Raw genomic sequence first — 23636 nt, 5'->3', positions numbered from 1 at the left:
ATTGGGCGGGCGCACAAACGCGCCCGACATCAGGGCGACAGGCGTTCGATCTTCCAGGCCGGGCCGTCGGCGACATAGCGCAGGCGGTCGTGCAGGCGCGACGGCCTGCCTTGCCAGAATTCGATGGCGGTGGGCTTCAAGCGGTAACCGCCCCAGTGCGGCGGGCGCGGGGGCTGATCGCCAAAGCGTTCGCGGAAGTCCTTTTCACGGGCTTCCAGCGCTTCGCGGGTAATGGGCTGGCTCTGGGGGGACGCCCACGCGCCGATGCGCGATCCGGCGGGGCGGCTGTGATAGTAGGCGTCCGACTCTTCGGGGGCCACTTTTTCCACCACGCCTTCAATCCGGACCTGGCGTTCCAGCGGCTGCCAGAAAAACAGCAGGCTGGCGCGCGGCTCGGCCAACAGGTCTTGCCCCTTGCGGGACTCGTAGTTGGTGAAGAACGTGAAGCCGCGCTCGTCAAAACCCTTGATGAGGACGATGCGGGCGCTGGGCTGGCCGGTTGCGTCAACCGTGGCCAACGTCATCGCGTTGGGCTCGGGCACCTTGGCGGCCAGGGCTTCGTCGAACCAGCGGGAAAATTGCTCGAACGGCGAGGCGGCGGCCTGGTTTTCCAACAGGACGTTCTTTTCGTAGCTTTGACGCAGATCGGAGACGGACATGAGGATGGGGATTCAGGGTGGATAACAGGGAGTTTATACCGCCCGCACTACCACCCGCCCTTTGACCCCGCGCAGACCTCGGGATGTTTCCTGCCCGGGCGCGCCCCGGCCACGCTTCGGGCCACCTGTCAGGCCGCCCTTCAGGTGCCTTCAGGAGCTTTCAGGCGCCTTCAGGCCCCTTCAGGCAGCCTGTGTCCGTCTTCTTCCAGCAGCCGCGCGATGGCGTCCAGCCGGGCATCGTGGATGCCCGCCGCTCGCAGCGCCTGGGCCGTCTGCACCACGTATTCCGTGCAGGGGCCGTAGCGGCCGGCCGCCCGGCGCACGATGGCCAGCAGCTCGTCCTGGGGCAGCGCGCGGATGTATGCGGGGTTGTCACGGTTCATGATGAACACCAGCGCGCGGACGGTGCCGGCGTCGGTGGTGCAGTTGATCCAGCGGGGCAGGTAGGCGCCCGTGGACATCTCGCGTTCCCATAGGGCAGGGAAATACGTGGGCACCTGGTCGCCCGCCAGGCGGTAGACGACGCCGCGGCAGGAGCCGCCCCGGTCCAGCCCGAACACCAGGCCGGGGCATTCCGGCGTGCCCCGGTTGACCCGCGACCACAGGCACAGCGCCCGGTGGTGGCCGCGCAAGGTCGCCAGCCGGCGCTCCATGAAGTCAAAGTCCGGGCGCCAGATCAGTGACCCATATCCATATACCCAGACGTCGTCTCCCGCCTGCCAATGGCGCAGCGCGTCGTCCAGCGAGGCCTGTCTTTCTTCGGGCGTCCACAGGCGAAATGGCAAGCTGGCGCCGGCGACGCCGGGGGCGGAGGGAGGGGACTGCGTGTTCACGACTTAAGGCTTCCGGTCAGACTCGAGCGGGGGATTTCGGTTGGCCCACCCGCCCGCCATCAGGGCCAGCGAATAGGCCCAGAACAAGGGGGCAACGCCAATTACCGCACCCAGCGCGCCGAAGGTCAACGGCAGGGACACCTGAGAACCGTTGATCAGCGCCATGCGCAGGCCCACGGCTTCGGCCGCGCGGCCGGGCGGGCAATGCTGGTGCAAGAGCGACAGCATACTCGGTTGGCAGCAGCCCAGCGCCAGCCCAAGAATGAACGACAGCACGATCAGCACGGTAACATCGGTGAACAGCGGGTAAAGCATGAAGTCGATGGCGGCCGTGGCCATCGCCACGCGCACCAGCGTCCACGAACGCACCCGGCGCATGATCAGCGGCAATACCAACCGGATGACGAACGTTGCCGCCGCGAAGGACGCCAGAATGACGCCGATGGTGGTGGCGGACAGCCCGATCGCCACGCCGAAGATCGGCACCACGAAAAGATGCGTATCCCAGGCGCCCGACAAAATTGTGTTGACCATCAGGATGCGGCGCAACGCCGGCACCGCCAGCAGTTCCGTCACGCGGCGGCGCTGCGCTTCCTTGGCGCCGGACAACTGCGAATCCACCGCCTTTAACTGGTGGCGCAAGGCATACAGCCCGATGCCGGACAGGATCGGGCCCAGGGCCAACAGGCCGAACGCGGTCCGCGTGCCCAGGTTGTCGATTGCCAGACCCGCAATCAGCGGCCCAGAAAACCCGGAACCGGCCAGGGCCAGCGACATGAAGGAAAAATTGCGCAGCCGCTGCGCCGGCTCGGCGTGGCCCAGCAGGTCTTGCGTGGCAACCTGGTGCAGCATGAAACCGATGCCGATACAGCAGGACGCCACCAGCAGCGCCGTCTGGGTCTGGAAGATAAACGGCAAAGCGGTGCCGGTGGCGACCAAAGACGTGCCGATGACCAGTGGGCGCACGATGCCCACGCGATCCACCCAGCGGCCCGCACGCACCGAAAACAGCATCGGCAGCACGGCAAACACCGCCACCAGCGTGCCGACCTTGAAGGTGGACAGGCCCATTTGCAGCGCGGTCAGCGACACGGTGATCCGGCCGCCCGTCAGCGCCACGTGGTTCATCATCGCCAACAGACACAGCAGGACCGCCCCGGAAAATTCCGGGGAACCAGAGGGCAAGGAGGGGGATCTGTTGGAGGTAGACACGGCGTTAACTGCAATCATTCTGTGCGGATCGTCGGTCTATGTCGAGGCGCGGTTATTTTGCGGCGCGGCAAAATGTTTCAGGCGGCGCGAACAAGATAGCGGCCATCTAGCGGCCAAGTCGCGGCCTTACGCATCAAGATGCGGCACGTTGGCCGCACGATCCGGGCGGGCGTGGCGCGGCGGTTTCGTTTCTGCGCCGTCGCCGTTGTATCGTTCACGCAACGGAACAATCGTTCATTCCGGTGTTCAGACTGGAACCCGCTTTACTGTTTTTCACCGTTTCGCCGCAATCGGTCATCGCAACACACCCTTGCCCCGTTTAGGATGGCGGCCCGGCGTGGCGCGATGGCGTGGCGCTGCGATGGCGTGGCGTTACGTTATGGCCGCCCCGCCGGTCACTCATTCTCAGGTGCAATGAAAAAGTCCCGCAGTAAGTTCAAGCGTTATGCGTTGATCGCCGTCGTCGTCGTGTTGGGGGGGCTGGCGGTGCGCGCCATGTTCTTCTCGGCCCCGCCGCCGCCCACCTTCGCCGCGGCCGAGGTCACCCGCGCCAACCTGGAAGACAGCGTACTGGCCAGCGGCACGCTGGACGCCATCGAGCGCGTCAGCGTCGGCGCGCAGGCCACCGGCCAGCTCAAATCCCTGAAAGTGCAACTGGGCGACCGCGTCAAGAAAGGGCAGCTGGTTGCCGAAATCGACGACCTGACCCAGCAGAACGATTTGCGCAACGCCGAAGCCGCCCTCCAGACCCGGCGCGCCGAACGGGCAGCCAAGGTCGCGATGCTGAAGCAGGCCGAACTGGCGTTCAAGCGTCAGCGCCAGATGCTGGCCGCCGACGCCAGTTCGCGCGAAGCCTATGAATCGGCCGAGGCCACGCTGGGCGTGACCCGCGCCGAGATCGCGTCGCTGGATGCGCAGATCGCGCAGGCCGAGATCCAGGTGGACACGGCCAAGGTCAACCTGGGCTACACCCGCATCGTCTCGCCCATCGACGGCATGGTGGTGGCCGTGGTGACCAAGGAAGGGCAGACGGTCAACTCGATCCAAAGCGCGCCCACCATCATCAAGGTGGCCCAGGTGGACACCATGACGATCAAGGCGCAGATCTCCGAAGCCGACGTCACCCGCGTCAAGCCCGGCCTGCCCGTGTACTTCACGATTCTTGGCGAGCCCGACCAGCGCTATCACGCGACCTTGCGCGCCGTGGAACCCGCGCCCGATTCCATCCAGAAAGACGACGCCACCACCTCGCTGACCGCGTCAAGCGGCAGCTCGTCCACCGCCGCCGTCTACTACAACGGCCTGTTCGATGTGCCCAACCCCGACGAAAAACTGCGCATCTCGATGACCACGCAGGTCTTCATCGTGCTGGGCGAGGCGCGCGACGCCGTCGTGGTGCCGGCCTCGGCGCTGGGCAAGCGCGGCGAAGACGGCCGTTATGCCGTGCGTGTTGTTTTGAAGGACAACAAGACCGAGGTGCGCCACGTCAAGATCGGCATGAACAACAACGTGCAGGCGCAGGTGCTGGAAGGGCTGGAGGTAGGCGAGCGGGTCGTGTCGGCGGATTCCGCCCCGGCCGCCGCTGCCGCGCCGGGGGCCTGACATGAGCGGTCCGCTGATTGCGTTGTCCGGCGTACGGCGTGAATTTCCCGCCGGCGACCAGACCATCGCCGTCCTGAAAGACGTCAACCTGACCATCGAGGCCGGCGAGATGGTTGCCATCGTGGGCGCATCCGGCTCCGGCAAATCCACGCTGATGAACATCCTGGGCTGCCTGGACCGCCCCACCCGGGGCGACTACCGCGTGGGCGGCCGCGGCACCGGCGAGCTGGGTCCGGACGAGCTTGCCGAACTACGCCGCGAACATTTCGGCTTCATCTTCCAGCGCTATCACCTGCTGTCGGACCTGACCGCGCAGGGCAACGTCGAAATGCCCGCCGTGTATGCCGGCAAGCGCCGCGAAGCCCGCATGGACCGCGCCGAACAACTGCTGGCGCGGCTGGGCCTGGCTGACCGGTCCGAGCACCGGCCCGGACAATTGTCCGGCGGCCAGCAGCAGCGCGTGAGCATTGCGCGCGCGCTGATGAATGGCGGCGACATCATCCTGGCCGACGAGCCCACCGGCGCGCTGGACACGCACACCGGCCAGGAAGTGATGCGCATTCTGGAAGAGCTGAATGCGGCCGGGCACACCATCATCATCGTCACGCACGACATGAACGTGGCGCGCCACGCGCAGCGCATCATCGAGATCAGCGACGGCGAAATCGTGGCGGACAAGCGCAACCCCGACGCCCCGCACCGGGACGCCGCGCGCGATGCACCCCCCGAACTGCCCAAGCGCCCCGCGTGGCAGGCGTACCTGGACCGCTGCGGCGAAGCCTTGCGCATGGCGCTGTTGTCCATGAATGCGCACCGCCTGCGCACCTCGTTGACCATGCTGGGCATCATCATCGGCATTGCCGCCGTGGTGTCGGTGGTGGCGCTGGGCGAAGGGTCGCGCCGCAAGATCCTGGAAGACATCAGCGCCATCGGCACGAACACGGTGGAAGTCTTTCCCGGCAAGGACTTTGGCGACGAAAAGGCCGTCAACATCCGCACGCTGGTCGCGGCGGACGCCGACGCCCTGGCGCGCGAGCCCTATGTGGACAGCGTCACGCCCGAGGTCGCCACCAGCAACACGCTGCGCTATCGCAACGTGTCGGTGAACGGGTCGATCCAGGGCGTGGGCGAACAGTACTTCCGCGTGCGCGCCATCAAGCTGGCGCAAGGCAAGTTCTTCGACGAGACCAGCGTGGTGCGCCGCGCGCAGGAAGTGGTGATCGACGAGGGCACGCGGCGCGCGCTGTTCGGCTCGCACACCGAGCCCATCGGGCAGGTAGTGTTCCTGGGGTCCATGCCCGCGCGCGTGATCGGCGTGACCGCCAAGAAAGATTCGGTGTTCGGCAACAACGAATCGCTGAACGTCTGGATTCCCTACACCACGGCCTTGTCGCGTGTGCTGGGGCAACAGCATCTGAAAAGCATCACGGTGCGCGTCAGCGACGCCACGCCGCCGGCCGCCGCCGAGAAATCCATCGAACGGCTGCTGATGCGCCGCCACGTCGTGAAGGATTTCTTCGTGTTCAACACGGACGCCATCCGCAAGACCATCGAGCGCACCACGGCCACGATGACGCTGCTGGTGTCACTGATTGCGTTGATTTCGCTGATGGTCGGCGGGATCGGGGTCATGAACATCATGCTGGTGTCCGTCACCGAACGCACGCGCGAGATCGGCGTGCGCATGGCGGTGGGCGCGCGGCGCAGCGACATCATGCAGCAGTTTCTGATTGAAGCCGTGCTGGTCTGCCTGATCGGCGGTGCGGTGGGCATCATGCTGTCGCTGGCCTTGGGCGTGCTGGTGTCCAAGGCCACGGGCGGCTCGTTCCAGATGATTTATTCCACGGCATCGATGGTGGCGGCATTTACGTGCTCGACGCTGATCGGTGTGCTTTTTGGCTATTTGCCGGCGCGCAACGCGGCGCGCCTGGATCCCGTCGAGGCCTTGGCCCGGGAATGAGGACGATGAAAGCGGTTTCCCCGATTTGCAAACCCGTCGCGCTGGCGCTGCTTGTTGCCCTGGGCGGATGCGGCAGCCTGCTGCGCAGTGACTACGAGCCCCCCATGACCCAGACGCCCGCCGCCTGGACCCATGGCGGCTTGGAAAACCTGCACGCGCCCCTGGCCCAGGGCGGCCAGTGGTGGCGCAACTTCAACGACCCGGTGCTGAACGGCTTGATCGACGCCGTACTGGCGCGCAACAACGATCTGGCGGCCGCCGCGATCCGCGTGCGCCGGGCGCAATACCAGGCCGGCTTGACCGAAGACCAGCTGATGCCGCAACTGGGCGGCGACGCCAGCGTGACGCGCAACCGCAACCTGTATGGCGACCGCCTCATCACGCGCAACAACCAGGCCCAGCTGACGGTCAGCTACGAAGCGGACCTGTGGGGCAAGCTGTCGCGCCAGCGCGATGCCGCCCAGTGGGAAGCGCTGGCCACCGAGCATGACCGCCAGTCCGCCGCCTTGTCGCTGGTGGGCACCACCGCCACGCTGTATTGGCAGACGGCGTTCATCAACCAGCGCATCGCCAGCAGCGAGGAAAGCATCGCCTACGCACGCCGCACGCAGGACCTGGTGCGCGCGCAGTACGCAGCGGGCGGCGCGTCGGCGCTGGAACTGGCCGAAGCCGAACAGACCGTGGCCAGCCAGCAGGCGGCGCACACGCTGCTAGTGCAGCAGCGCGTGGAATACACCAACGCGCTGGCCATCCTGTTCGACGGCCCGCCCGACCGCAGCATGGCCAACCCGCCGCGCCTGCCGCCGTACCCGTTGCCCGAGGCCCGCGCCGGCGTGCCCGCCGATTTGCTGGGCCGTCGCCCCGACCTGCGCGCCGCCGAACTGCGCCTGCGCGAGGCGCTGGCCACCGTGGACGCCACCCGCGCCAGCTTCTATCCGCCCGTGACGCTGACGGGCGCGGTGGGCAGCGCCAGCCCCACGTTGTCGAACGTGCTGCAAAACCCCGTCGCCGCCTTGGGCGTGGGCCTGACGCTGCCGTTCCTGCAATGGAATCAGATGCAGCTGAACATCAAGATATCCAAGGCCGACTACGAAGAGCGCGTTGTCAATTTCCGGCAGACGCTGTATCAGGCCATGGCTGACGTGGAAAACGCCTTGTCGAACCGGACGCAGTTGAGCTTGCAGGCCGAGCAGCTGGCGGTGTCGCTGCGCGCGGCGCGCGATGCCGAACGCCTGTATGAAGTGCGGTACCGGGCAGGGGCGGTGTCGCTCAAGGACTGGCTGGACGCGCAGGAAAAGCGCCGCACCGCCGAGATCGCGCGCGATGAGAACGGCTTGAACCGCCTGGTGAACCAGGTGACGGTGTACCGGGCGCTGGGCGGGGACGATCAGACTCAGGCTCAGACTCAGGCTCCGGCTCCGGCTCCGGCTCCGGCTCCGGCTCCGGCTTTGGCCCGGCCCTTGCCCTAAAATAGCCGCCATGGACTTTCCCGACCCCACCCCAGCCCCCGCCGCCGACCTGGACCGCCGTTTCGGCGGCCTTTCCCGTTTGTACGGCCCGCAAGCGCCCGCGCACTTGCAGCGCGCGCACGTGGCCGTGGCCGGCTTGGGCGGCGTAGGATCGTGGACGGTCGAGGCGCTGGCGCGTTGCGGCGTGGGCGCCTTGACGTTGATCGACCTGGACCATATCGCGGAATCCAACGTCAACCGGCAATTGCACGCGCTGACGTCCACGCTGGGCAAGTCCAAGGTGGACGCAATGGCCGAGCGGGTGCTGGAGATCAACCCCGAATGCCGGCTGACGCGGGTGGATGACTTCGTGTCGCCCGAGAACGTGGCCGAGGTGCTGCCCGGCCCCTATACCGTCATCATCGATTGCACCGACCAGGCCGCCGCCAAGATCGCGATGATCCTGCACGCGCGTGCGCTGGGCGTGCCGATGCTGCTGTGCGGCGGCGCGGGCGGCAAGACCGATCCGCTGGCGTTGCGGGCAGGGGATTTGTCGGCGGCGGTGAACGACGCCTTGCTGTCCAAGCTGCGCAACAAGCTGCGCCGCGAACACGGGTTTCCGCGCGCGTCCGACCAGAACGGCAAGGCGCTCAAGCGCGTGCCGAAGATGGGCGTGCATGCGCTGTGGTTCGACCAGCCGGCCATTTTGCCCGACGCCTGGACGCGCCCCACTGAAGGCGAGGACGATGTCGGCGCAGCCGGTCAGGCGGTGGCCCCGCAAGGCTTGTCTTGCGCGGGCTATGGTTCGGTGGTCACGGTGACGGCGGCCATGGGAATGGCGGCGGCCAACGAAGCGTTGCGCATGGCGATCTGAACGCGGCGTTACAGCGCCACGAACACCATTCCGTCCTCGATCCTGACCGGATAAGTGGCCACGTTCTCGCGCAAGGGCGAACACAACGCCCGGCCGTCGCGCACGTCGAAACGCCCCTGGTGCAGCGGGCATTCAATTTCATGGCCGGTTAGAAAACCGTCGCACAGACGGGCATTGCCGTGCGTACAGAGGTTGTCGGTGGCGTAGACCTGGCCGTCCACGCCGTACAGCGCAATTTCGCGGTCGCCGGCCTGCACGGCAATCACGTCGTCTTCCGGCACATCGGCATGGGCGATGGCCTGGATCCATTGGGTAGTCATGGTCATGGCGGTGGTCCTGTCCGGTCAGATGGGGTAGATCAGCGAATTGGGCACCAGCTCGCTGTCGAAGATGCACAGGCGCGATTCAAACTTGAGGCCGTCCGGCGTGTCGCGCACCACGTCCAGGTAGCGGCCCACGTTGAATACCGTGGTCAGCTGGTTGGGCTTGGTGCGAAAGACGGCGTAGTTGGCTTCGGATTCGATGCGGTCGCCCTGTATGGACAGCACGCGCGGCGCGCCCACGACATGGCGCTGGTAGTACGGGTCGTGAAAGATCGTTTCGGTGGCGCCGTAAATGCGGTCTTTCAGCATGCCCCGGCTTTCGAACGCCATGGTGGCCAGCGGGTAACCGCGCTCGTGGTTTTCACGGGGCAGCACCTTGTAGACGCAGTCTTCCAGGAAAAAGTCCGGCCACTTGTCCCAGTGCTCTGCGTCCAGCGCGGCGGCGTAGTCGGTGTACAGGCAGGTCAGCCGGTAATAAAGCGGAAAGTCCAGCATGCTCATGCCTCCATCACGCGGCGCCAATACGCGTACATGCCGCGTATCAGCGTTTCCGTCACCATGTGGTCGGTGTTCTCGGCCGTCTTGCCGCCCAGTTCCGCCACGCTGCGGTGCCACGGCTTCTGTTGAAAACCCGATTGCGAAAATTCGATCACTTCGCCGTCGTCCGCCGACACGAAGCCGGCCGGGCCAAACAGGTTTGCCTGGCGCAGCCGCCGCTGCGTCATCTCGGGCGTGTCGTCGGCAAAGCCGAAGTACGTCCAGACAAAGTCGAAGGCGTCGTGGCCCACGGGCTGGATGTGGCGGGTGGACAGCGAATTGACCTGCTGCTGGATGATCACGCTGGGAAACAGGGTCATCAGCACGGCGGTGGGGCCGTTCCACCAGGGCTCCGGCACGATGTCCAGGAAGCGATCGTCGTTCAGCGACATCTGTTCCTTGAAGCTGGACACGCCGCTGGTCACGCTGCCCTTGCCGCCCTGGCCGCGCGTGGAAATCATGGCGGCGTGGCGGAAATGGCGATCCATCTTCAATTCGGACCGGTTGTCGGCGCGCCACAGGCCAAAGGTGACGAACCAGGTGTGCAGCAGGCCCGGATGATAGGGGTCCTTGATGTTTTCCTGCATCAGCTTCCAGTTGCCGGGTATGCGTTGGCGGCTGTAGCCGTGGATGACCAGCCGGCGGCCGTCGAACACGCGGTCGAAGTAATGCAGGATGTCGGGGCCCAGATAGTCTTCCAGCGGTTCGGCGTCGTGGTCGAACGAGGCGAACACCACGCCGTTGCGACAGGCCACCGCCAGCTTGGTCAGGCCGTGCTCTTCCGTGTTGAAGTCGGGCGGCATGCCGCCGTTGACCTTGCCGTCCTGCTTGACGCCGCGCCGAAAGGGCACACCGATCAGGTTGCCTTGCAGGTCGTAGTTCCATTGGTGGTACGGGCAGACGAATTCGCTGCGGTTGCCGGAACGTTCGCGGCAGAACTGCACGCCACGGTGGGCGCATACGTTTTCCACCACGCGGACCTGGCCGTCGTTGTCGCGCAGCAGGATGACGGATCGTTCGCCGACGGCGGTGCGCTTGAAGTCGCCGGGGTTGGGGATTTCGGCTTCCAGGCCGACATAGCACCAGTGCGCCTGGTAGAAAAAACGTTCCAGTTCACGCTGGTGGAGCGCGGCGTCGGTGTAGACGCCAAACGGAATACGGTGGGAACCGTCGTCCGCCCAGGCGGGGCCGAGGGGCATGATTTGTCTCCGGGTCTTTGTCGCGGCGTTTGTCGCAGCTTTTATCGCTTCATCTTCCGCCACGCGCAGAAATAAATAAATAGAATCTGCTCAATAGAACGCATCACCAGAATCAATATTGGTGGAGACAAGCGCATGAACCTCAAAGACGTGGACCTGAACCTGCTGGTGGTCTTCAACGAACTGCACAGGCATGGCCGGGTGTCTGCCGCCGCGCACAGCCTGGGTATCTCGCAGCCGGGCGTCAGCAACGCGCTGACCCGTCTGCGCAAGCTGCTGGGCGATGAGCTGTTCCTGCGCACGTCGCGCGGCATGGTGCCCACGCCCTACGCCGAGTCGCTGGCCCAGCCCATCGCGGACGCGCTGGCCGCGCTGCATGGCACGCTGAACGCGCGCGCCTTGTTCGACCCGGCGCGCAGCGAACGGGCCTTTGTGATCGGCGTGAACGATGTGGGTGAAACCTATTTCCTGCCGCGCCTGATGCGGGCGCTGGACGCCGCTGCGCCGGGCGTCACCATCCGCACGGTGCGCACCACGTCGATTGACGTGCGCGACGAAATGGAGCGCGGCCGCATCGATGTGGCGATGGGTTTTTTGCCCGGCCTGCAAAGCGGTTTTTTCCAACGCAAGCTGTTCAGCCAGCCCTATGTGTGCATTTTTCGGCGCGACCATCCGCTGGCGCATTCGGGCGTGTCAGCCAGGCAATTCCGCGCGGCCGAGCATGTGGCCATCGTGTCCGAGGGCACGGGGCATGGCGTGGTGGACGAGGTGATCGCGCGCGCCGGCATCCAGCGCCGCTTGCGGCTGACGGTGCCGCACTTCATTGCGGTGGGGCCGGTGTTGCAGGCCACGGACATGATCGCGGTGGTGCCGCAGCGCTTTGCCGATTGCGCCTGTGCTCCCTTCGGGCTGGCGACGGCGCCCTGTCCGGTAAAGATTCCGGAATCGGTCATCAATGTGTTCTGGCACGCGCGCAACCATCGTGATCCCGCCAATCAGTGGCTGCGGCAGGTGGTGGTAGAGCAGTTCGCGGACCCGGACGGGCGGGTCAGGCTTCCCGCAGCGTGACGTTGAACCAGCCGCGCAACGCATTCGACAGCCGGATTTCGTCGGCGGCATGCAGGTCGGCCAGCGTCAGCACGCGTTCGCGCACGTTGGCCGTGTCCAGCAGTTCGCCGCGTTGCACGCCGGGCAGGCAGCCGCTGTCCACCGGTGGCGTGTACCAGCGGCCGTCCAGGCGCAGGTACACGTTGCTGCGGCTGCCTTCGCACAGTTCGCCGCGTTCATTCAGATAGAGCAGGTCAAAGATGTGCGGATGCGCCGGCAGCCATTCGATGGTCTTGGTGTACCAGGGGCGGTGCGTGGTTTTGTAGCGCAACAGCGGCTCGGTCGAGCGCAGCGTTTCGGGCGCCAGCATCACTTCCTGCACGGCGGGCAGCGGCGGCAGCATGGCGGTCTGGATCTGGCGGCTGCCGTCGCGGGCCACCAGCAGGCGCAGCCGATGCGCGCCCGGGGTCACCAGGCTGGTGGCGGCGATCATGATGTCGCCTTCCACGGCGCGCCGCCCGGCCCAGGCGTAGCCCAGGTCCTTGCAGGATGCCTCCAGCCGCTTCAGGTGGCGGTCCAGCAAGGGCACGCGCTGTTCGGCATCAACCAGGATGGTCTCGATCAATTCGGGTTGCATGGGACGCTCCTGGTAGTTCGCGGGTGTGGCCGGGCTCTATGCTACTACCGCCGTCACCGGAAGTTCCAGCGCGGCGTCAAACGCGCAGGATCCGGGCTTTCCAATGGCACTCCTGCCATTCCTCGGCGGGGTCCGAATCGTGCACGATGCCGCCGCCCACGCTGTAGACGCCGTGGCCGGCGTCATCCAGCACCAGGGTGCGGATCGCCACGTTCAACGAAAAATCCCCATCCGGCGCCAGCCAGCCCACGCTGCCGCAATACAGCCCGCGCGGGCCCGTTTCCATCTGGCGGATGCGGCGCATGGCCGCGACCTTGGGGGCGCCGGTAATCGAACCGCAGGGGAATAGCGCGCGCAGCACGTCTTCCAGGGTGGCGTCGGGCGCCTGTGCCGACACGGTGGACGTCATGGTCCAGACGGTGGGATAGCGCTCCAGCGAAAACAACGCATCGACCTTGACCGAGCCCGGCTGGGCCAGGCGGCCCAGGTCGTTGCGCAGCAGGTCCACGATCATCAGGTTTTCGGCGCGGTTTTTCTCGCTGGCCAGCAGGCCCTGCCCCAGCCGCGTGTCTTCCCCGGCATCGGCATGGCGTGGCGCGGTGCCCTTCATGGGGCGGGTCGTCAGCCGCGCGCCGTCTCGCCGTACAAAAAGCTCGGGCGAAAACGACAGCACCGTGCGCGCGCCGTCCTGGATGAAGGCGGCGTGGGCGACCGGGTTGCGGGCGGCGATGCGCCGGTAAAGCCTGGCCGCATCCCCCTGGAGCTGCACGTCCAGCGGCTGGGTGTAGTTGACCTGGTAGAGCTCGCCGTCTTCGATCAGGCCCCGAATGGCGTTGACCTGGCGCACGTAGTCGGCTTGGGTCATGCGCGGCGCGGGCAGGCTGATAGCCGCCTCGACGCTTGTCGCCGTGGCGCTGGCCGCGTCGGCGCTGGCCGCGTCGGGTGCGTCCCACGGCGCTTCGTCCACCTTGCGTTCGAACACCAGCGCGGTCAGGCGCGGGCGGCCGTCGTCTTGCGGGGGGGTCCAAGAGCCGGCCGGCGCCGCCCGCGTGGCTTCGGGCAGCAGCCATTCGCCCAATTCGTAGTCCAGCAACAGGGCCACCCAGCGGTCCTGTTGCCGCGCGGCCTCGATGGCGGCCAGCGCGGGGCCGACCTGGGCGGCGCTGCGCGCCTCAATTCGCGAGCAAAAGCCCTCGAACTTCAGCGCGCGACCGGCCAGCCGGTCTTCAAAACGACAATGCATGCTTGCTACGGATGTTGATGAGCCAGGAATTCCGTCAGGACGCGTCCCGTGTGGGAATGGTCGGCCAGGGTCATCACATGTTCCGGCGAGCCTTCGGCAACCAGCTGCCCGCCGCCCGTGCCGCCTTCGGGGCCCAGGTCCAGCAGCCAGTCGGCTTCGGCGATGACGTCCAGATTATGCTCGATCACCACCACCGTATTGCCGGCTTCCACCAGGCGATGCAGCACGTGGATCAACTTTTCAACGTCGGCCATCGACAGGCCCACCGTGGGCTCGTCCAGCACGTACAGCGTGTGCGGGATGCGGGATGCGCGGCCGGTCTTGATCAGCCCGTCGGTCAGGCGCGCCTTGGATAGCTCGGTCACCAGCTTGATGCGCTGCGCCTCGCCGCCCGACAGCGTGGGCGACGGCTGGCCCAGCGTCAGGTAACCCAGGCCCACGTCCTGCATCAATTGCAGCGGGCGATGGATCTTCGGGTGCGCGGCGAAGTAGCCGATGGCGTCGTCTACTTCCATGGACAGCAGCTCGCCGGCGTTCTTGCCGCGCATCTGCACGCTGAGCGTGTCGCTGTTGAAGCGCGCGCCGTTGCAGGCGTCGCACGGCACTTTGACGTCGGGCAGGAAGTTCATTTCAATGGTGCGCATGCCCTGGCCTTCGCAGATGGGGCAGCGGCCATCGCCGGTGTTGAACGAGAAGCGCGCCGCCGTCCAACCGCGCATGCGGGCTTCGCGGGTGTCGGCGAACTGCTTGCGCACGTCGTCCCAGAAGCCCACATACGTGGCCGGGCACGAGCGCGGCGTCTTGCCGATGGGGGTCTGGTCCACTTCCAGCACGCGGTCGATGGCTTCCCAGCCCTTGATGCTTTCGCAGCCCGCCCAGCCCGGGGCCTTGCCCTGCGACACGGCTTGCGTCAGGTTATCCAGCAGCACTTCGCGCGCCAGCGTGGACTTGCCTGAACCGGACACCCCGGTCACGACGCTCAAACGGCCCACCGGAATCTTGGCGTCCACGCTGCGCAGGTTATGCAGGCGCGCGCCGCGGATTTCGATCATGGGCGTGTCGGCCTCGACCGGACGGCGGCCTTGCAACGGATGCGCCAGCGGCGTCTTCAGGTAGCGGCCGGTGATGGATTCCGGCGCGTTCATGACGTCTTCCACGGTGCCTTGCGCCACGACCCGGCCGCCACGGATGCCCGCGCCCGGCCCGATGTCGATCACGTGCGAGGCGCGGCGGATGGTGTCGTCGTCATGTTCCACGACCACCAGCGTGTTGCCGTTGCCTTCCAGGCGCGCCAGCGCGTCCAGCAGGATGCGGTTGTCGCGCGGGTGCAGGCCGATGGTGGGCTCGTCCAGCACATAGCAAACGCCTTGCAGGTTGGAACCCAGCTGCGCGGCCAGACGGATGCGCTGCGCTTCGCCGCCGGACAGCGTGGGCGCGGCGCGGTCCAGCGCCAGGTAGTTCAGGCCCACTTCCTGCATGAAGTTCAGGCGGCCACGGATCTCGGTCAGGATGTCGCGGGCGATCTCGCCTTCGCGTCCACGCGCCACCAGTCCGGTAAAGAAGGTGTGCGCGTCCGACACCGGTAGCGACGCCAGTTCGGCAATGGACTTGTCGCGCCAGCGCACGGCGCGCGCCACGCGGTTCAGGCGTTGCCCGTCGCACTGCGTGCACGCCTTGGCCTCGCCTTCGTACCAGGCGTTCCAGGCGGTTTCCTCGCCCGTCTGCTCTTCGTCAAAGCCCTGCAATTGCAGGCCCGTGCCGTAGCAGCCCGTGCACCAGCCGTGCTTGGAGTTGTACGAGAACAGGCGCGGATCGGGTTCCGGGAAGCTGGTGCCGCAGGACGGGCACGCGCGCTTGACTGAAAAATGCTGCTGCTGCAATTCGCTGTTCAGCGCTTCGTGCAGCTTGTTCACCGGCCACACCACCGACATCACGCCCTGGCCGTTTTCCAGCGCGCTTTTAACGGCGGCGCGCAGGTCGGCCTCGTTGGCCGGGTCCACCACCACGTCCGCCACGGGCAGCTCGATAGTGTGTTCCTTGTAGCGGTCCAGGCGGGGCCACGGGGCCACGGGGATGAACTCGCCGTCCACGCGCAGATGTGAATGGCCCTTCGAACCGGCCCACTTGGCCAGGTCCGTGTAATAGCCCTTGCGCGCGGTGACCAGCGGGGCCAGCAGCCCGATGTGCACGCCCTTGTGGTCGCGCAGCAGCCGGGCCACGATCTGGTCCGTATTCTGCGGTTCAACGGCCACGTTGCAATCCGGGCAGTACTGCGTGCCCAGCTTCACATAGAGCAGGCGCAGGAAATGGTGGATTTCCGTCATCGTGGCCACGGTGGACTTGCGGCCGCCACGGCTGGTGCGCTGTTCGATGGCGACGGTGGGCGGAATGCCGAAGATGGCGTCCACGTCGGGCTTGCCGGCCGGCTGCACGATGGCGCGCGCGTAGGCGTTCAGCGATTCCAGGTAGCGGCGCTGGCCTTCGTTGAACAGGATGTCGAATGCCAGCGTTGACTTGCCCGAGCCCGACACGCCCGTGATCACGGTGAATTTGTCGTGCGGGATTTCAACGCTGATGTTCTTCAGGTTGTGCTCGCGCGCGTTGCGGATCTCGATGGCCATGTTGCCTTGGCGGCGCGCGCGCATCACCGACTGCAACGGCGTGCCTTCGCCGGCGCCGTTGTAGACGGCGGCGGGCTCGGCGATGCGGGCGGTCAGGCCGGCTTGTTCGACTTCCTGCGCGTCGATGTCGCTGGTGACCACCACGTCGGCCGGCAGGATGCTGACTTCGTAGTCACGCAGCGCCGCGCCGGTGTGCGACTTGGGGTTGTCCATCAGGTCTTGCGGGGTGCCCACGCCGATCAGCAGGCCGCCGGCGTCGCCGCCTTCGGGGCCCAGGTCGATCAGCCAGTCGGCCGCGCGGATCACGTCCAGATTGTGTTCGATGACCAGCAGCGTGTGGCCGGCGGCCAGCAGCTTGCGGAACGCGCGCATCAGCCGCGCGACGTCGTCAAAGTGCAGGCCGGTGGTGGGCTCGTCGAACAGGAACAGGCTGCCCTTCTTGGCGACCTTGGCCGTGGAAATGCCGCTGCGCGCGGCCTCGGCCAGGTGGCCGGCCAGCTTCAGGCGCTGCGCCTCGCCACCGGACAGCGTGGGCACGGGTTGCCCCAGCCGCACGTATTCCAGGCCCACGTCGGCCAGCGGCGCCAGGCCGGTCTGCACGTCGCGCAGGCCCTTGAAGAAGTCCAGCGCTTCGCTGACCGTCATGGCCAGCACTTCGTCGATGGACGCGCTTTTGCCCAGGTGCTCGACGCGCACTTCCAGCACTTCGGGGCGGAAGCGCTTGCCGTCGCAGTCGGGGCAACGCAGGTAGACGTCGGACAGGAACTGCATTTCGACGTGTTCGAAGCCGGTGCCGCCGCAGGTGGGGCAGCGGCCGTCGCCACCGTTGAAGCTGAACGTGCCGGCCGTGTAGGCGCGTTCGCGCGCCAGCGGGGCCTGGGCAAACAGCTTGCGGATGGCGTCGAACGCGCCCACGTAGCTGGCGGGGTTGGAGCGCGCCGTCTTGCCGATGGGCGTCTGGTCCACCATGACCACGTCGGCGATCTGCTCGGCGCCCAACAGGCGGTCGAACGCGCCGGGCGTTTCCGACGGCTTGCCCTTCTGCTTGAGCAGCGCGGGGTACAGCACGTCTTGCACCAGCGTGGACTTGCCTGAGCCGGACACGCCGGTCACGCAGACCAGCCGGCCCAGCGGCAGTTCGACGGACACGTTTTTCAGGTTGTGCGCGTTGACGCCTTCCAGCAGCAGGCGCGGCGTGTTTGCCGCCACCGGCATGGGGCGCGGCGCTTCCACGCGCTGGCGTCCGCCCAGGTAGTTGCCCGTCAGCGTGTCGGCCGCGCGCAGCTGCTTGGGCGTGCCGTCAAACACGATGTAGCCGCCGCGTTCGCCCGGGCCGGGGCCGATGTCGATGATGCGATCGGCCGCCACCATGACTTGCGGGTCATGTTCCACCACTACCAGCGTGTTGCCGGCGTTGCGCAGCCGGTGCATGACTTCGACCACGCGGTGCATGTCGCGCGGGTGCAGGCCGATGGACGGCTCGTCCAGCACGAACAGCGTGTTCACCAGCGACGTGCCCAGCGCGGTGGTCAGGTTGATGCGCTGCACTTCGCCGCCGGACAGCGTGCGGCTCTGGCGGTCCAGCGTCAGGTAGCCCAGGCCCACGTCGCACAGGAACTTCAGGCGTGCGCGCACCTCGGTCATGAGCAGGTCGGTGGCTGCATCCAGGGCGCCCGAGAACGACAGCCCGTCAAAGAAGCGCCGTACCCGTTCGATGGGCAGCAGCATCACGTCATGAATCGACAGGCCGCCGATGTTGTTGAGCTGATCGCGCGACCAATTGGCCCCGACCGGCATGAAGCGCTGATAGCGGCCGTCTTCGGGCGGCAGCACGGTGTCGGCCTCTTCCTTGGTGCCCAGGCGCCACAGCAGCGCATCCGGTTTCAGGCGCGCGCCGTTGCAGGTGGGGCAGGGCGTGTAGCTGCGGTACTTGGACAGCAGCACGCGCACGTGCATCTTGTACGCCTTGGTTTCCAGCCAGTCGAAAAAGCGCTGCACGCCGTACCACTGGTGCTTCCAGGCATCGTTGCCGCCCTTCCAGTCGGGCGTGCCGTACAGCACCCAGCGCTTGTGTTCTTCGCTAAGGCTTTTCCAGGGCACGCCCAGCGGCACGCCCGCGCGCGGGGCGTACTTTTGCAGTTCGTCCTGGCATTCCTTGTAGGACGGCGTGGTCCACGGCTTGATGGCGCCTTCCATCAGCGTCTTGTTTTCGTCGGGGATGACCAGGCCGAAGTCGATGCCGATCACGCGGCCAAAGCCGCGGCACGCCTCGCAGGCGCCCAGCGGGGAATTGAACGAAAAGCTGCTGGGCAGCGGGTCGGTGTATTCGATGTTGCAGTCGGCGCAGTGCAGGCGGTCGCTGTATTTCCAGATGTCCGCGTTCTGGCCCTCGGCGTTCATGACGTAGACGGCCAAATGCCCGGCGCCCATGCGCAGCGCCGTGTCCAGCGCTTCCATCACGCGTTCGCGTTCGGTGCCGGCGAAGCGGAAACGGTCTTGGATAACGTGCAGGATGCGGCGTTCTTCGCCGGCGTCCTTGGTGGCCTTGCCCTTCTTGGCGCCTTTGGCCGGCTTGGCCACGGTGGCGCGCGGTACGGCCGTTTCTTCGGCGTGCACGCGGGTGTAGCCCTGCTGCTCAAGAAAGCCGCGCACTTCGTCTTCGGTGAAGTTGGCGGGCACGGCAATGGGAAAGGTCACCACCAGGCGCGGGTCGCCGGCAACGGCGGCGCGTTCGGCCAGCGAGTGATAGACGGATTCGGGCGTGTCGCGGCGGACCAGCTTGCCGCAGCCCCGGCAGTACAGCCGCGCGCCGCGCGCAAACAGCAGCTTCAGGTGATCGTTCAGTTCGGTCATCGTGCCGACCGTGCTGCGCGAGCTGCGCACCGGGTTGGTCTGGTCGATGGCGATGGCGGGCAGGATGCCTTCGATGCGGTCTACCTGGGGCTTGTCCATGCGGTCCAGGAACTGGCGCGCGTAGGGCGAGAAGGTTTCCACGTAGCGCCGTTGGCCCTCGGCGTACAGGGTGTCGAAAGCCAGCGAACTTTTGCCGGACCCCGACACGCCGGTCACAACGACCAATTCGCCGGTGGCGAGGGTCAGGTCCAGGTTTTTAAGGTTGTTCTGGCGTGCGCCAACGATGCGGATTTGGGAGCTCATGGACGGTATCGTAGCCTGAGGAAGCCGCCTGCCCGAGCGATAACCCATCGCTGGTTCCAAGCGCGGCGATATGGAATAATTGCCTATATTGTGATGCGGCTGCCCACATTATGGACACCGCCAGGCGGTCTAGCTGTACAAATAAACAGTATCGCAGATTCGTCTGAAATCCGCGCTGCCTGCATTTCGAATCTGTGGCGTTCTTAGGACTTCTTCGAATTTCTAAGTTGAAGGTCTACGCCGTTCCATGTGCCGTCCAAGAACGGCGCATTCGTCTTATCTGGGGACGTTCTTGTCGGAAACCAAGGTCGCGGGCGCTGCCGCGTTCGGGAAATTCATGGCCGTGCTGCAAGCCGTTGCCGACGCGCCCGAGCCGCCCACGGCCGCCGCGCTGGCGCGCGTTTGCGGTTATCCCCGTCCCACCGTCTACCGCATCGTGGCCGCGCTGGCCGAGCAGGGCATGGTGGCCGAAACGGGCGGCGCCTATCGGCTGGGCACGCGGCTGATGTCGCTGGCCAGCCGGGCGTGGTCGCGGTTTGACCTGCGCGCCGCACTGGCGCCCGACCTGCAAGCCCTGCGCGATGCCACCGGCGAAACGGTTCACCTGGCCGTGCCGGCGGGCCACGAAATGATCTATATCGACAAACTGGAAAGCCCGGGGCCCGTTCGCATGGTCTCGCGCGTGGGCGCGTCCGTGGCGCTGCATTCCAGCGCGGTGGGCAAGGCCTATCTGGCCGCGCTGGACGAGGGTGCCCGCGAACAGTTGCTGCGCGGCCTGCCCCTGCCGGCGCGCATGCCGGGCACCGTCACCAGCCTGCCGGCGCTGCGCGCCGTGCTGGACGAAGCGCGAGGCCGGGGCTACGCCATGGACGACGAAGAAAACGAAGCCGGTATCGTCTGCTATGGCGTGGCGCTGTGCGACGCGTCCGGCCGGCCGGTGGCGGGCGTCAGCGTCAGCACCCTGCTGTTCCGGCGCCAAGACGACCCGCAATCCGCTTATATCGACCCCTTGCTCCGGCTGCGCGATGCCGCCGTGGCCAAACTTGCCGTGTTGCCGGTGTCCACCGGCGGCGCCTGACCGTCAGCCTTAGAGGAATCCCATGACCGCATCCGCTCCCCTCGCGTCCAAGCTATCCGCCTTGCTGGCGGCCCGGGTCGTGCCCGTGCTGCGCTATACCGACGCCGCCACCGCCGCCTATGCCGCCGAAGTGGCGGTGGCGGCCGGTTGCCGCACCCTGGAATTGACCTGGACGATTCCCGGCGTGACCGACCTGGTGCGCGCGCTGCGTGACAAGCACGGCCCCAGCCTGCTGTTGGGCGTAGGCACCGTGCTGGATGACACCCAGGCGCGCGAAGCGCTGGTGGCGGGCGCCGATTTCCTGGTGTCGCCGGGCCTGGCCACCGATATTGTCGACATGGCCCATGCGGCTGACGCCCTGTGCCTGTTGGGCGCCTTCACCCCCACCGAAGTGTTGGCGGCGCGGCGCGCGGGCGTAGACGTGGTGAAGGTTTTTCCGGCCGACACGGGCGGCCCCAAGCATCTGGCCGCACTGAAATCCGTGTTTCCCGACACCATCTTCTGCCCCACGGGCGGCGTCACGCAGGAAAACATGGGCACGTATTTCGCGGCCGGCGCCGGCCTGGTCGGCATTGGCAGCAACCTGTATGACAAGGCGGCCTTCGCCGCGCGCGATACGGCCGCGCTGGTGGCACAGATCACCCGCACCCTGGAGGCTTCCCATGGCTGACTTCGACTTCGATATCGTCGCGCTGGGCGAACCGCTGATCGAACTGAACCAGACCCACAAGGGCCAGCTTCAATACCTGCAAGGCTTTGGCGGCGATACCTCCAACGCGGCCATCGCGGCGGCCCGGCAAGGCGCGCGCTGCGCCTATCTGACCCGGGTGGGCAACGACGCCTTCGGCGCGCAGTTCCTGGACCTGTGGCAGGCGGAAGGCGTGGACACGTCCGGCGTGCAGCATGACGACGACGCGCACACCGGCCTGTATTTCGTGCAGCACGGCCCCGACGGCCATGCGTTCAGCTACCTGCGCCGGGGCTCGGCCGCCAGTCAGATGACGCCGGCCCTGCTGGACAGCGGGCTGATCGAACGCAGCCGCTTCCTGCATGTGTCGGGCATCAGCATGGCGATCAGCACCAGCGCCTGCGACACGGTATTTGCGGCCATGCAACGGGCCAGGGCGGCGGGCACCCAGATCAGCCTGGATTCGAACTTGCGCCTGCGTCTGTGGCCCGTGGATCGCGCCCGCGCCATCCTGCGCGAAACGATGCGGCAGGCCGATCTGTTCCTGCCCAGCATGGACGACATGCAGCACCTGACGGGCAATGACGACCCCGAACGCACGCTGGACTGGATCCGCGACGGCGGCGCGAGCGGCGTGGTCGTGCTGAAACTGGGCAAGGACGGCTCCATCATCGACGACGGCAAGACCCGCACGCCGATGGCCGCCCTGCGCGTGGACGCCGTGGACGCCACCGGGGCGGGCGACTGCTTTGCCGGCAGCCTGCTGGCACGCCGCTGCCAGGGCGATAGTTGGGAAGAGGCGGTGCGCTATGCCAACGCGGCGGCTGCATTGTCCACGCTGGGCTATGGCGCGGTGGACCCGCTGCCGCGCGCCGAACAGGTTCGGGAACGCCTGGCGTCGCTGGCGGGGCAGGGCGCGGCGGCGGTGCGGCAAGCCTGAGGGGCGGTAGCACGGGCGAAGGCGGTTGATGCGGTTTGGGCTGATTCGGGGACGGATCTCGTCGCGTCCCAACGTGCCCCAAACATCCACCATTGGCGCGGGCCGGAAATTTCAGGCTAAAATGCCAAGTTATCCGAATTTTTTCCGCCAGCCTGATCCCCGGTTGTGCGGTGACTTTTTTTCCGCAAATTCAACAGGAGAATCAACATGGCTGAACGCAAACGCGTGCGTCGTAACACCCTGGAACGCCGTTGCCTGGGCAAGGCCTTCAAGCGCTTGTTCGTCAAGTCGCCCAAGGGTGTTTTCAAGATGCTGGAAAAGATCAAGCGCGTCTAATCGACGTTCTGGATCTGAAAAATCCCCGCAGGGCTTCGTGCCTTGCGGGGATTTTTTTATGTAGGGTCCGATGCAGCGGTAAGGTCCGATGCAGGCGCAGGGCCAAGCTTGGGCTTGATGAAGTCCATGAACGCGCGCGTCTTGGCTGGTTGAATGCTTGACGGGTACACCGCGTAGATCGAGATCGGGTCCACCGACCAGCCCGGCAGCACGCGGCGTAGCGAATTGCGCTTGATGATCGGGTCCAGCGCCAGGCAGTTCGGCATGCGCGTGATCGCCAGGTCCAGGCCGGCAAGCGTGCCCGCGATGCTCATGTTGTTGGCCGCCAGATGCCCGCTGACCGGCACCACTTCACTGACCGTGCCGTCGTGCAGCGTCCAGTACGAATGCGCGTCGTCGATCGTGGTGCGCAGGCACTGGTGTTGCGTCAATTCCCGCGGTGTCCTGGGTTCGCCATGGCGTTGCAGGTAGCGCTCGGACGCGTACAGGTAGTTGTCCAGGGACACCAGTTCCTGCACCACGGCGCCCACCGGACGCCCCGCGTCGCCGCCGGTGCCGTTGCCATTGCCGTTGCCGGAATCAAGCGTCGTCGGCGAAATATCCCCATCGCGGCCAAACCGCAGCACCACGTCGAACGGCGTGCCTTGCGCGTCGGACGCCGTCATCATGCTCAGGTCGAATTCGCATTCGACGTCGGGGTACTGGTCGGTGAAGTCCTTGATGGTTTCCGGCAGCAGCCACATGGCCAGGCTGTACGGCATCGACACCCGCAGGTTGCCCGACGGGCCGCCGGATAGCGACAGCAGCTGCTCGTGCGCCAGCCGGGCTTCGTCGATCAGGCCCTGGCAGCGGCGCATATAGGCGGCGCCTGCTTCGGTCAGGTCCAGCCGCCGGGTGTTGCGGTTGATCAGCCGCAAGCCGATCGCGCGTTCCAGTTCGTTGATGCGCCGCGACAGCGTGGAGGTGGGCATGTCCAGCGCGCGCGCGGCCATGCTGAAGCTCTTGCGCTTGGCGACCTCTACAAACAAGGCAATGTCATTGAGCTGGACGGTCGAAGCTTCCATAGGCGTTCCGGATTTGGCCGCACGAGTTTACGCCAAGCGCGCATGGCAGCGCTTGGTCAAAAGATCGCGATAAATCCGCCAACGCCGCGCCACAACCGCGCGATATTGCCTAAAAAGCGCATGGGTTGACAGATTTGATTGCAAATTTGAATGCCGTGGCATCGGTTCACGTTGGCATA

19 protein-coding genes are annotated in these 23636 nt (G+C 66.3%); 9 read left to right on the top strand and 10 right to left on the bottom strand.

The window, feature by feature from the left end; translation table 11 throughout:
• Positions 1 to 29: 29 nt before the first annotated feature.
• From pdxH to V6F88_RS24485, 3 genes are all read right to left on the bottom strand, one after another.
• Positions 30 to 659 carry a pyridoxamine 5'-phosphate oxidase gene (gene pdxH, locus V6F88_RS24495; RefSeq protein WP_332612823.1) on the bottom strand — a complete coding sequence of 210 codons (630 nt, stop codon included), beginning with the start codon at positions 657 to 659 and terminating at the stop codon, positions 30 to 32.
• Positions 660 to 829: 170 nt separating this feature from the next.
• The gene (locus V6F88_RS24490) at positions 830 to 1492 is read right to left on the bottom strand and encodes a gamma-glutamylcyclotransferase (protein ID WP_332612820.1); all 663 of its coding nucleotides are present in this window, start codon (positions 1490 to 1492) and stop codon (positions 830 to 832) included.
• A gap of 3 nt (positions 1493 to 1495) precedes the next feature.
• Positions 1496 to 2704, bottom strand: coding sequence for an MFS transporter (locus tag V6F88_RS24485; RefSeq protein WP_332612818.1), 1209 nt, complete (start codon positions 2702 to 2704; stop codon positions 1496 to 1498).
• A 414-nt stretch (positions 2705 to 3118) separates the two neighbouring features.
• Here V6F88_RS24485 and V6F88_RS24480 point away from each other — a divergent pair, with 414 nt between their 5' ends.
• The 4 genes from V6F88_RS24480 to V6F88_RS24465 are packed head-to-tail and all read left to right on the top strand — an operon-like array spanning position 3119 to position 8588.
• A complete protein-coding gene (locus tag V6F88_RS24480) occupies positions 3119 to 4306 on the top strand; it encodes an efflux RND transporter periplasmic adaptor subunit (RefSeq protein ID WP_332612816.1) in 1188 nt (395 codons plus the stop codon).
• Between the two features lies 1 nt (position 4307).
• Positions 4308 to 6266 carry a MacB family efflux pump subunit gene (locus V6F88_RS24475; protein WP_332612814.1) on the top strand — a complete coding sequence of 653 codons (1959 nt, stop codon included), beginning with the start codon at positions 4308 to 4310 and terminating at the stop codon, positions 6264 to 6266.
• A 5-nt stretch (positions 6267 to 6271) separates the two neighbouring features.
• Positions 6272 to 7735, top strand: a complete 1464-nt coding sequence (locus tag V6F88_RS24470) for an efflux transporter outer membrane subunit (RefSeq protein WP_332612813.1) — start codon at positions 6272 to 6274, stop codon at positions 7733 to 7735.
• 10 nt (positions 7736 to 7745) lie between these two features.
• On the top strand, positions 7746 to 8588 hold the full coding sequence (locus tag V6F88_RS24465) for a tRNA threonylcarbamoyladenosine dehydratase (protein ID WP_332612812.1): 843 nt from the start codon (positions 7746 to 7748) through the stop codon (positions 8586 to 8588).
• 8 nt (positions 8589 to 8596) lie between these two features.
• Here V6F88_RS24465 and V6F88_RS24460 read toward each other — a convergent pair whose 3' ends face one another.
• From V6F88_RS24460 to V6F88_RS24450, 3 genes are read right to left on the bottom strand one after another with little or no spacing between them, the layout of a single operon-like run.
• Complete coding sequence (locus V6F88_RS24460) at positions 8597 to 8908, bottom strand: non-heme iron oxygenase ferredoxin subunit (RefSeq protein WP_046803552.1); 312 nt, start codon at positions 8906 to 8908, stop codon at positions 8597 to 8599.
• A 24-nt stretch (positions 8909 to 8932) separates the two neighbouring features.
• Positions 8933 to 9406: an aromatic-ring-hydroxylating dioxygenase subunit beta gene (locus tag V6F88_RS24455; protein WP_332613038.1), complete on the bottom strand. Its 474-nt coding sequence runs from the start codon at positions 9404 to 9406 to the stop codon at positions 8933 to 8935.
• Between the two features lie 2 nt (positions 9407 to 9408).
• The gene (locus tag V6F88_RS24450) at positions 9409 to 10647 is read right to left on the bottom strand and encodes an aromatic ring-hydroxylating dioxygenase subunit alpha (RefSeq protein WP_332612811.1); all 1239 of its coding nucleotides are present in this window, start codon (positions 10645 to 10647) and stop codon (positions 9409 to 9411) included.
• A gap of 135 nt (positions 10648 to 10782) precedes the next feature.
• Between V6F88_RS24450 and V6F88_RS24445 the strand changes: the two genes are divergently transcribed.
• On the top strand, positions 10783 to 11715 hold the full coding sequence (locus V6F88_RS24445) for a LysR family transcriptional regulator (protein WP_332612810.1): 933 nt from the start codon (positions 10783 to 10785) through the stop codon (positions 11713 to 11715).
• Here V6F88_RS24445 and V6F88_RS24440 read toward each other — a convergent pair.
• From V6F88_RS24440 to uvrA, 3 genes are all read right to left on the bottom strand, one after another.
• Positions 11696 to 12331: an aminotransferase class IV family protein gene (locus tag V6F88_RS24440; protein ID WP_332612809.1), complete on the bottom strand. Its 636-nt coding sequence runs from the start codon at positions 12329 to 12331 to the stop codon at positions 11696 to 11698. The genes V6F88_RS24445 and V6F88_RS24440 overlap by 20 nt on opposite strands.
• Before the next feature lie 76 nt (positions 12332 to 12407).
• Positions 12408 to 13574 (bottom strand): aminodeoxychorismate synthase component I, encoded by a 1167-nt coding sequence (locus V6F88_RS24435; protein ID WP_332612808.1) that lies wholly within the window; start codon positions 13572 to 13574, stop codon positions 12408 to 12410.
• Positions 13575 to 13579: 5 nt separating this feature from the next.
• Positions 13580 to 19351 carry an excinuclease ABC subunit UvrA gene (gene uvrA / locus V6F88_RS24430; RefSeq protein ID WP_332612807.1) on the bottom strand — a complete coding sequence of 1924 codons (5772 nt, stop codon included), beginning with the start codon at positions 19349 to 19351 and terminating at the stop codon, positions 13580 to 13582.
• Positions 19352 to 19643: 292 nt separating this feature from the next.
• On the opposite strand from uvrA, the gene V6F88_RS24425 reads away from it, so the two are divergent.
• The 4 genes from V6F88_RS24425 to V6F88_RS24410 all read left to right on the top strand — a co-directional run bounded on the left by V6F88_RS24425 (position 19644) and on the right by V6F88_RS24410 (position 22393).
• Entirely contained in the window at positions 19644 to 20429 is a 786-nt protein-coding gene (locus V6F88_RS24425) for an IclR family transcriptional regulator (protein ID WP_332612805.1), read from the top strand.
• Between the two features lie 22 nt (positions 20430 to 20451).
• Positions 20452 to 21099, top strand: a complete 648-nt coding sequence (locus V6F88_RS24420) for a bifunctional 4-hydroxy-2-oxoglutarate aldolase/2-dehydro-3-deoxy-phosphogluconate aldolase (RefSeq protein WP_332612804.1) — start codon at positions 20452 to 20454, stop codon at positions 21097 to 21099.
• A complete protein-coding gene (locus V6F88_RS24415; protein WP_332612803.1) occupies positions 21092 to 22057 on the top strand; it encodes a sugar kinase in 966 nt (321 codons plus the stop codon). The genes V6F88_RS24420 and V6F88_RS24415 overlap by 8 nt, the downstream gene beginning before the upstream one ends.
• A 207-nt stretch (positions 22058 to 22264) precedes the next feature.
• Positions 22265 to 22393, top strand: coding sequence for a hypothetical protein (locus V6F88_RS24410; protein WP_006226408.1), 129 nt, complete (start codon positions 22265 to 22267; stop codon positions 22391 to 22393).
• A 56-nt stretch (positions 22394 to 22449) separates the two neighbouring features.
• Here the strand turns inward: V6F88_RS24410 and V6F88_RS24405 are convergent, their stop codons facing one another.
• On the bottom strand, positions 22450 to 23457 hold the full coding sequence (locus V6F88_RS24405) for a LysR family transcriptional regulator (RefSeq protein WP_332612801.1): 1008 nt from the start codon (positions 23455 to 23457) through the stop codon (positions 22450 to 22452).
• Positions 23458 to 23636 lie beyond the last annotated feature (179 nt).

The organism is Achromobacter sp. ESBL13 (assembly GCF_036668755.1).
Lineage (GTDB): Bacteria > Pseudomonadota > Gammaproteobacteria > Burkholderiales > Burkholderiaceae_B > Achromobacter.
Note: the sequence above shows the minus strand (reverse complement) of the source record. Positions and strands in the feature narration are given on the sequence as shown.

What these genes read in the sequence shown, in the direction of transcription:
- pdxH (WP_332612823.1), bottom strand. Translation starts at nt 659, where the DNA reads ATGTCCGTCTCCGATCTGCGTCAAAGCTACGAAAAGAACGTCCTGTTG.
- V6F88_RS24480 (WP_332612816.1), top strand. Translation starts at nt 3,119, where the DNA reads ATGAAAAAGTCCCGCAGTAAGTTCAAGCGTTATGCGTTGATCGCCGTC.
- V6F88_RS24475 (WP_332612814.1), top strand. Translation starts at nt 4,308, where the DNA reads ATGAGCGGTCCGCTGATTGCGTTGTCCGGCGTACGGCGTGAATTTCCC.
- V6F88_RS24470 (WP_332612813.1), top strand. Translation starts at nt 6,272, where the DNA reads ATGAAAGCGGTTTCCCCGATTTGCAAACCCGTCGCGCTGGCGCTGCTT.
- V6F88_RS24465 (WP_332612812.1), top strand. Translation starts at nt 7,746, where the DNA reads ATGGACTTTCCCGACCCCACCCCAGCCCCCGCCGCCGACCTGGACCGC.
- V6F88_RS24460 (WP_046803552.1), bottom strand. Translation starts at nt 8,908, where the DNA reads ATGACTACCCAATGGATCCAGGCCATCGCCCATGCCGATGTGCCGGAA.
- V6F88_RS24455 (WP_332613038.1), bottom strand. Translation starts at nt 9,406, where the DNA reads ATGCTGGACTTTCCGCTTTATTACCGGCTGACCTGCCTGTACACCGAC.
- V6F88_RS24450 (WP_332612811.1), bottom strand. Translation starts at nt 10,647, where the DNA reads ATGCCCCTCGGCCCCGCCTGGGCGGACGACGGTTCCCACCGTATTCCG.
- V6F88_RS24445 (WP_332612810.1), top strand. Translation starts at nt 10,783, where the DNA reads ATGAACCTCAAAGACGTGGACCTGAACCTGCTGGTGGTCTTCAACGAA.
- V6F88_RS24440 (WP_332612809.1), bottom strand. Translation starts at nt 12,331, where the DNA reads ATGCAACCCGAATTGATCGAGACCATCCTGGTTGATGCCGAACAGCGC.
- V6F88_RS24435 (WP_332612808.1), bottom strand. Translation starts at nt 13,574, where the DNA reads ATGCATTGTCGTTTTGAAGACCGGCTGGCCGGTCGCGCGCTGAAGTTC.
- uvrA (WP_332612807.1), bottom strand. Translation starts at nt 19,351, where the DNA reads ATGAGCTCCCAAATCCGCATCGTTGGCGCACGCCAGAACAACCTTAAA.
- V6F88_RS24420 (WP_332612804.1), top strand. Translation starts at nt 20,452, where the DNA reads ATGACCGCATCCGCTCCCCTCGCGTCCAAGCTATCCGCCTTGCTGGCG.
- V6F88_RS24415 (WP_332612803.1), top strand. Translation starts at nt 21,092, where the DNA reads ATGGCTGACTTCGACTTCGATATCGTCGCGCTGGGCGAACCGCTGATC.
- V6F88_RS24410 (WP_006226408.1), top strand. Translation starts at nt 22,265, where the DNA reads ATGGCTGAACGCAAACGCGTGCGTCGTAACACCCTGGAACGCCGTTGC.
- V6F88_RS24405 (WP_332612801.1), bottom strand. Translation starts at nt 23,457, where the DNA reads ATGGAAGCTTCGACCGTCCAGCTCAATGACATTGCCTTGTTTGTAGAG.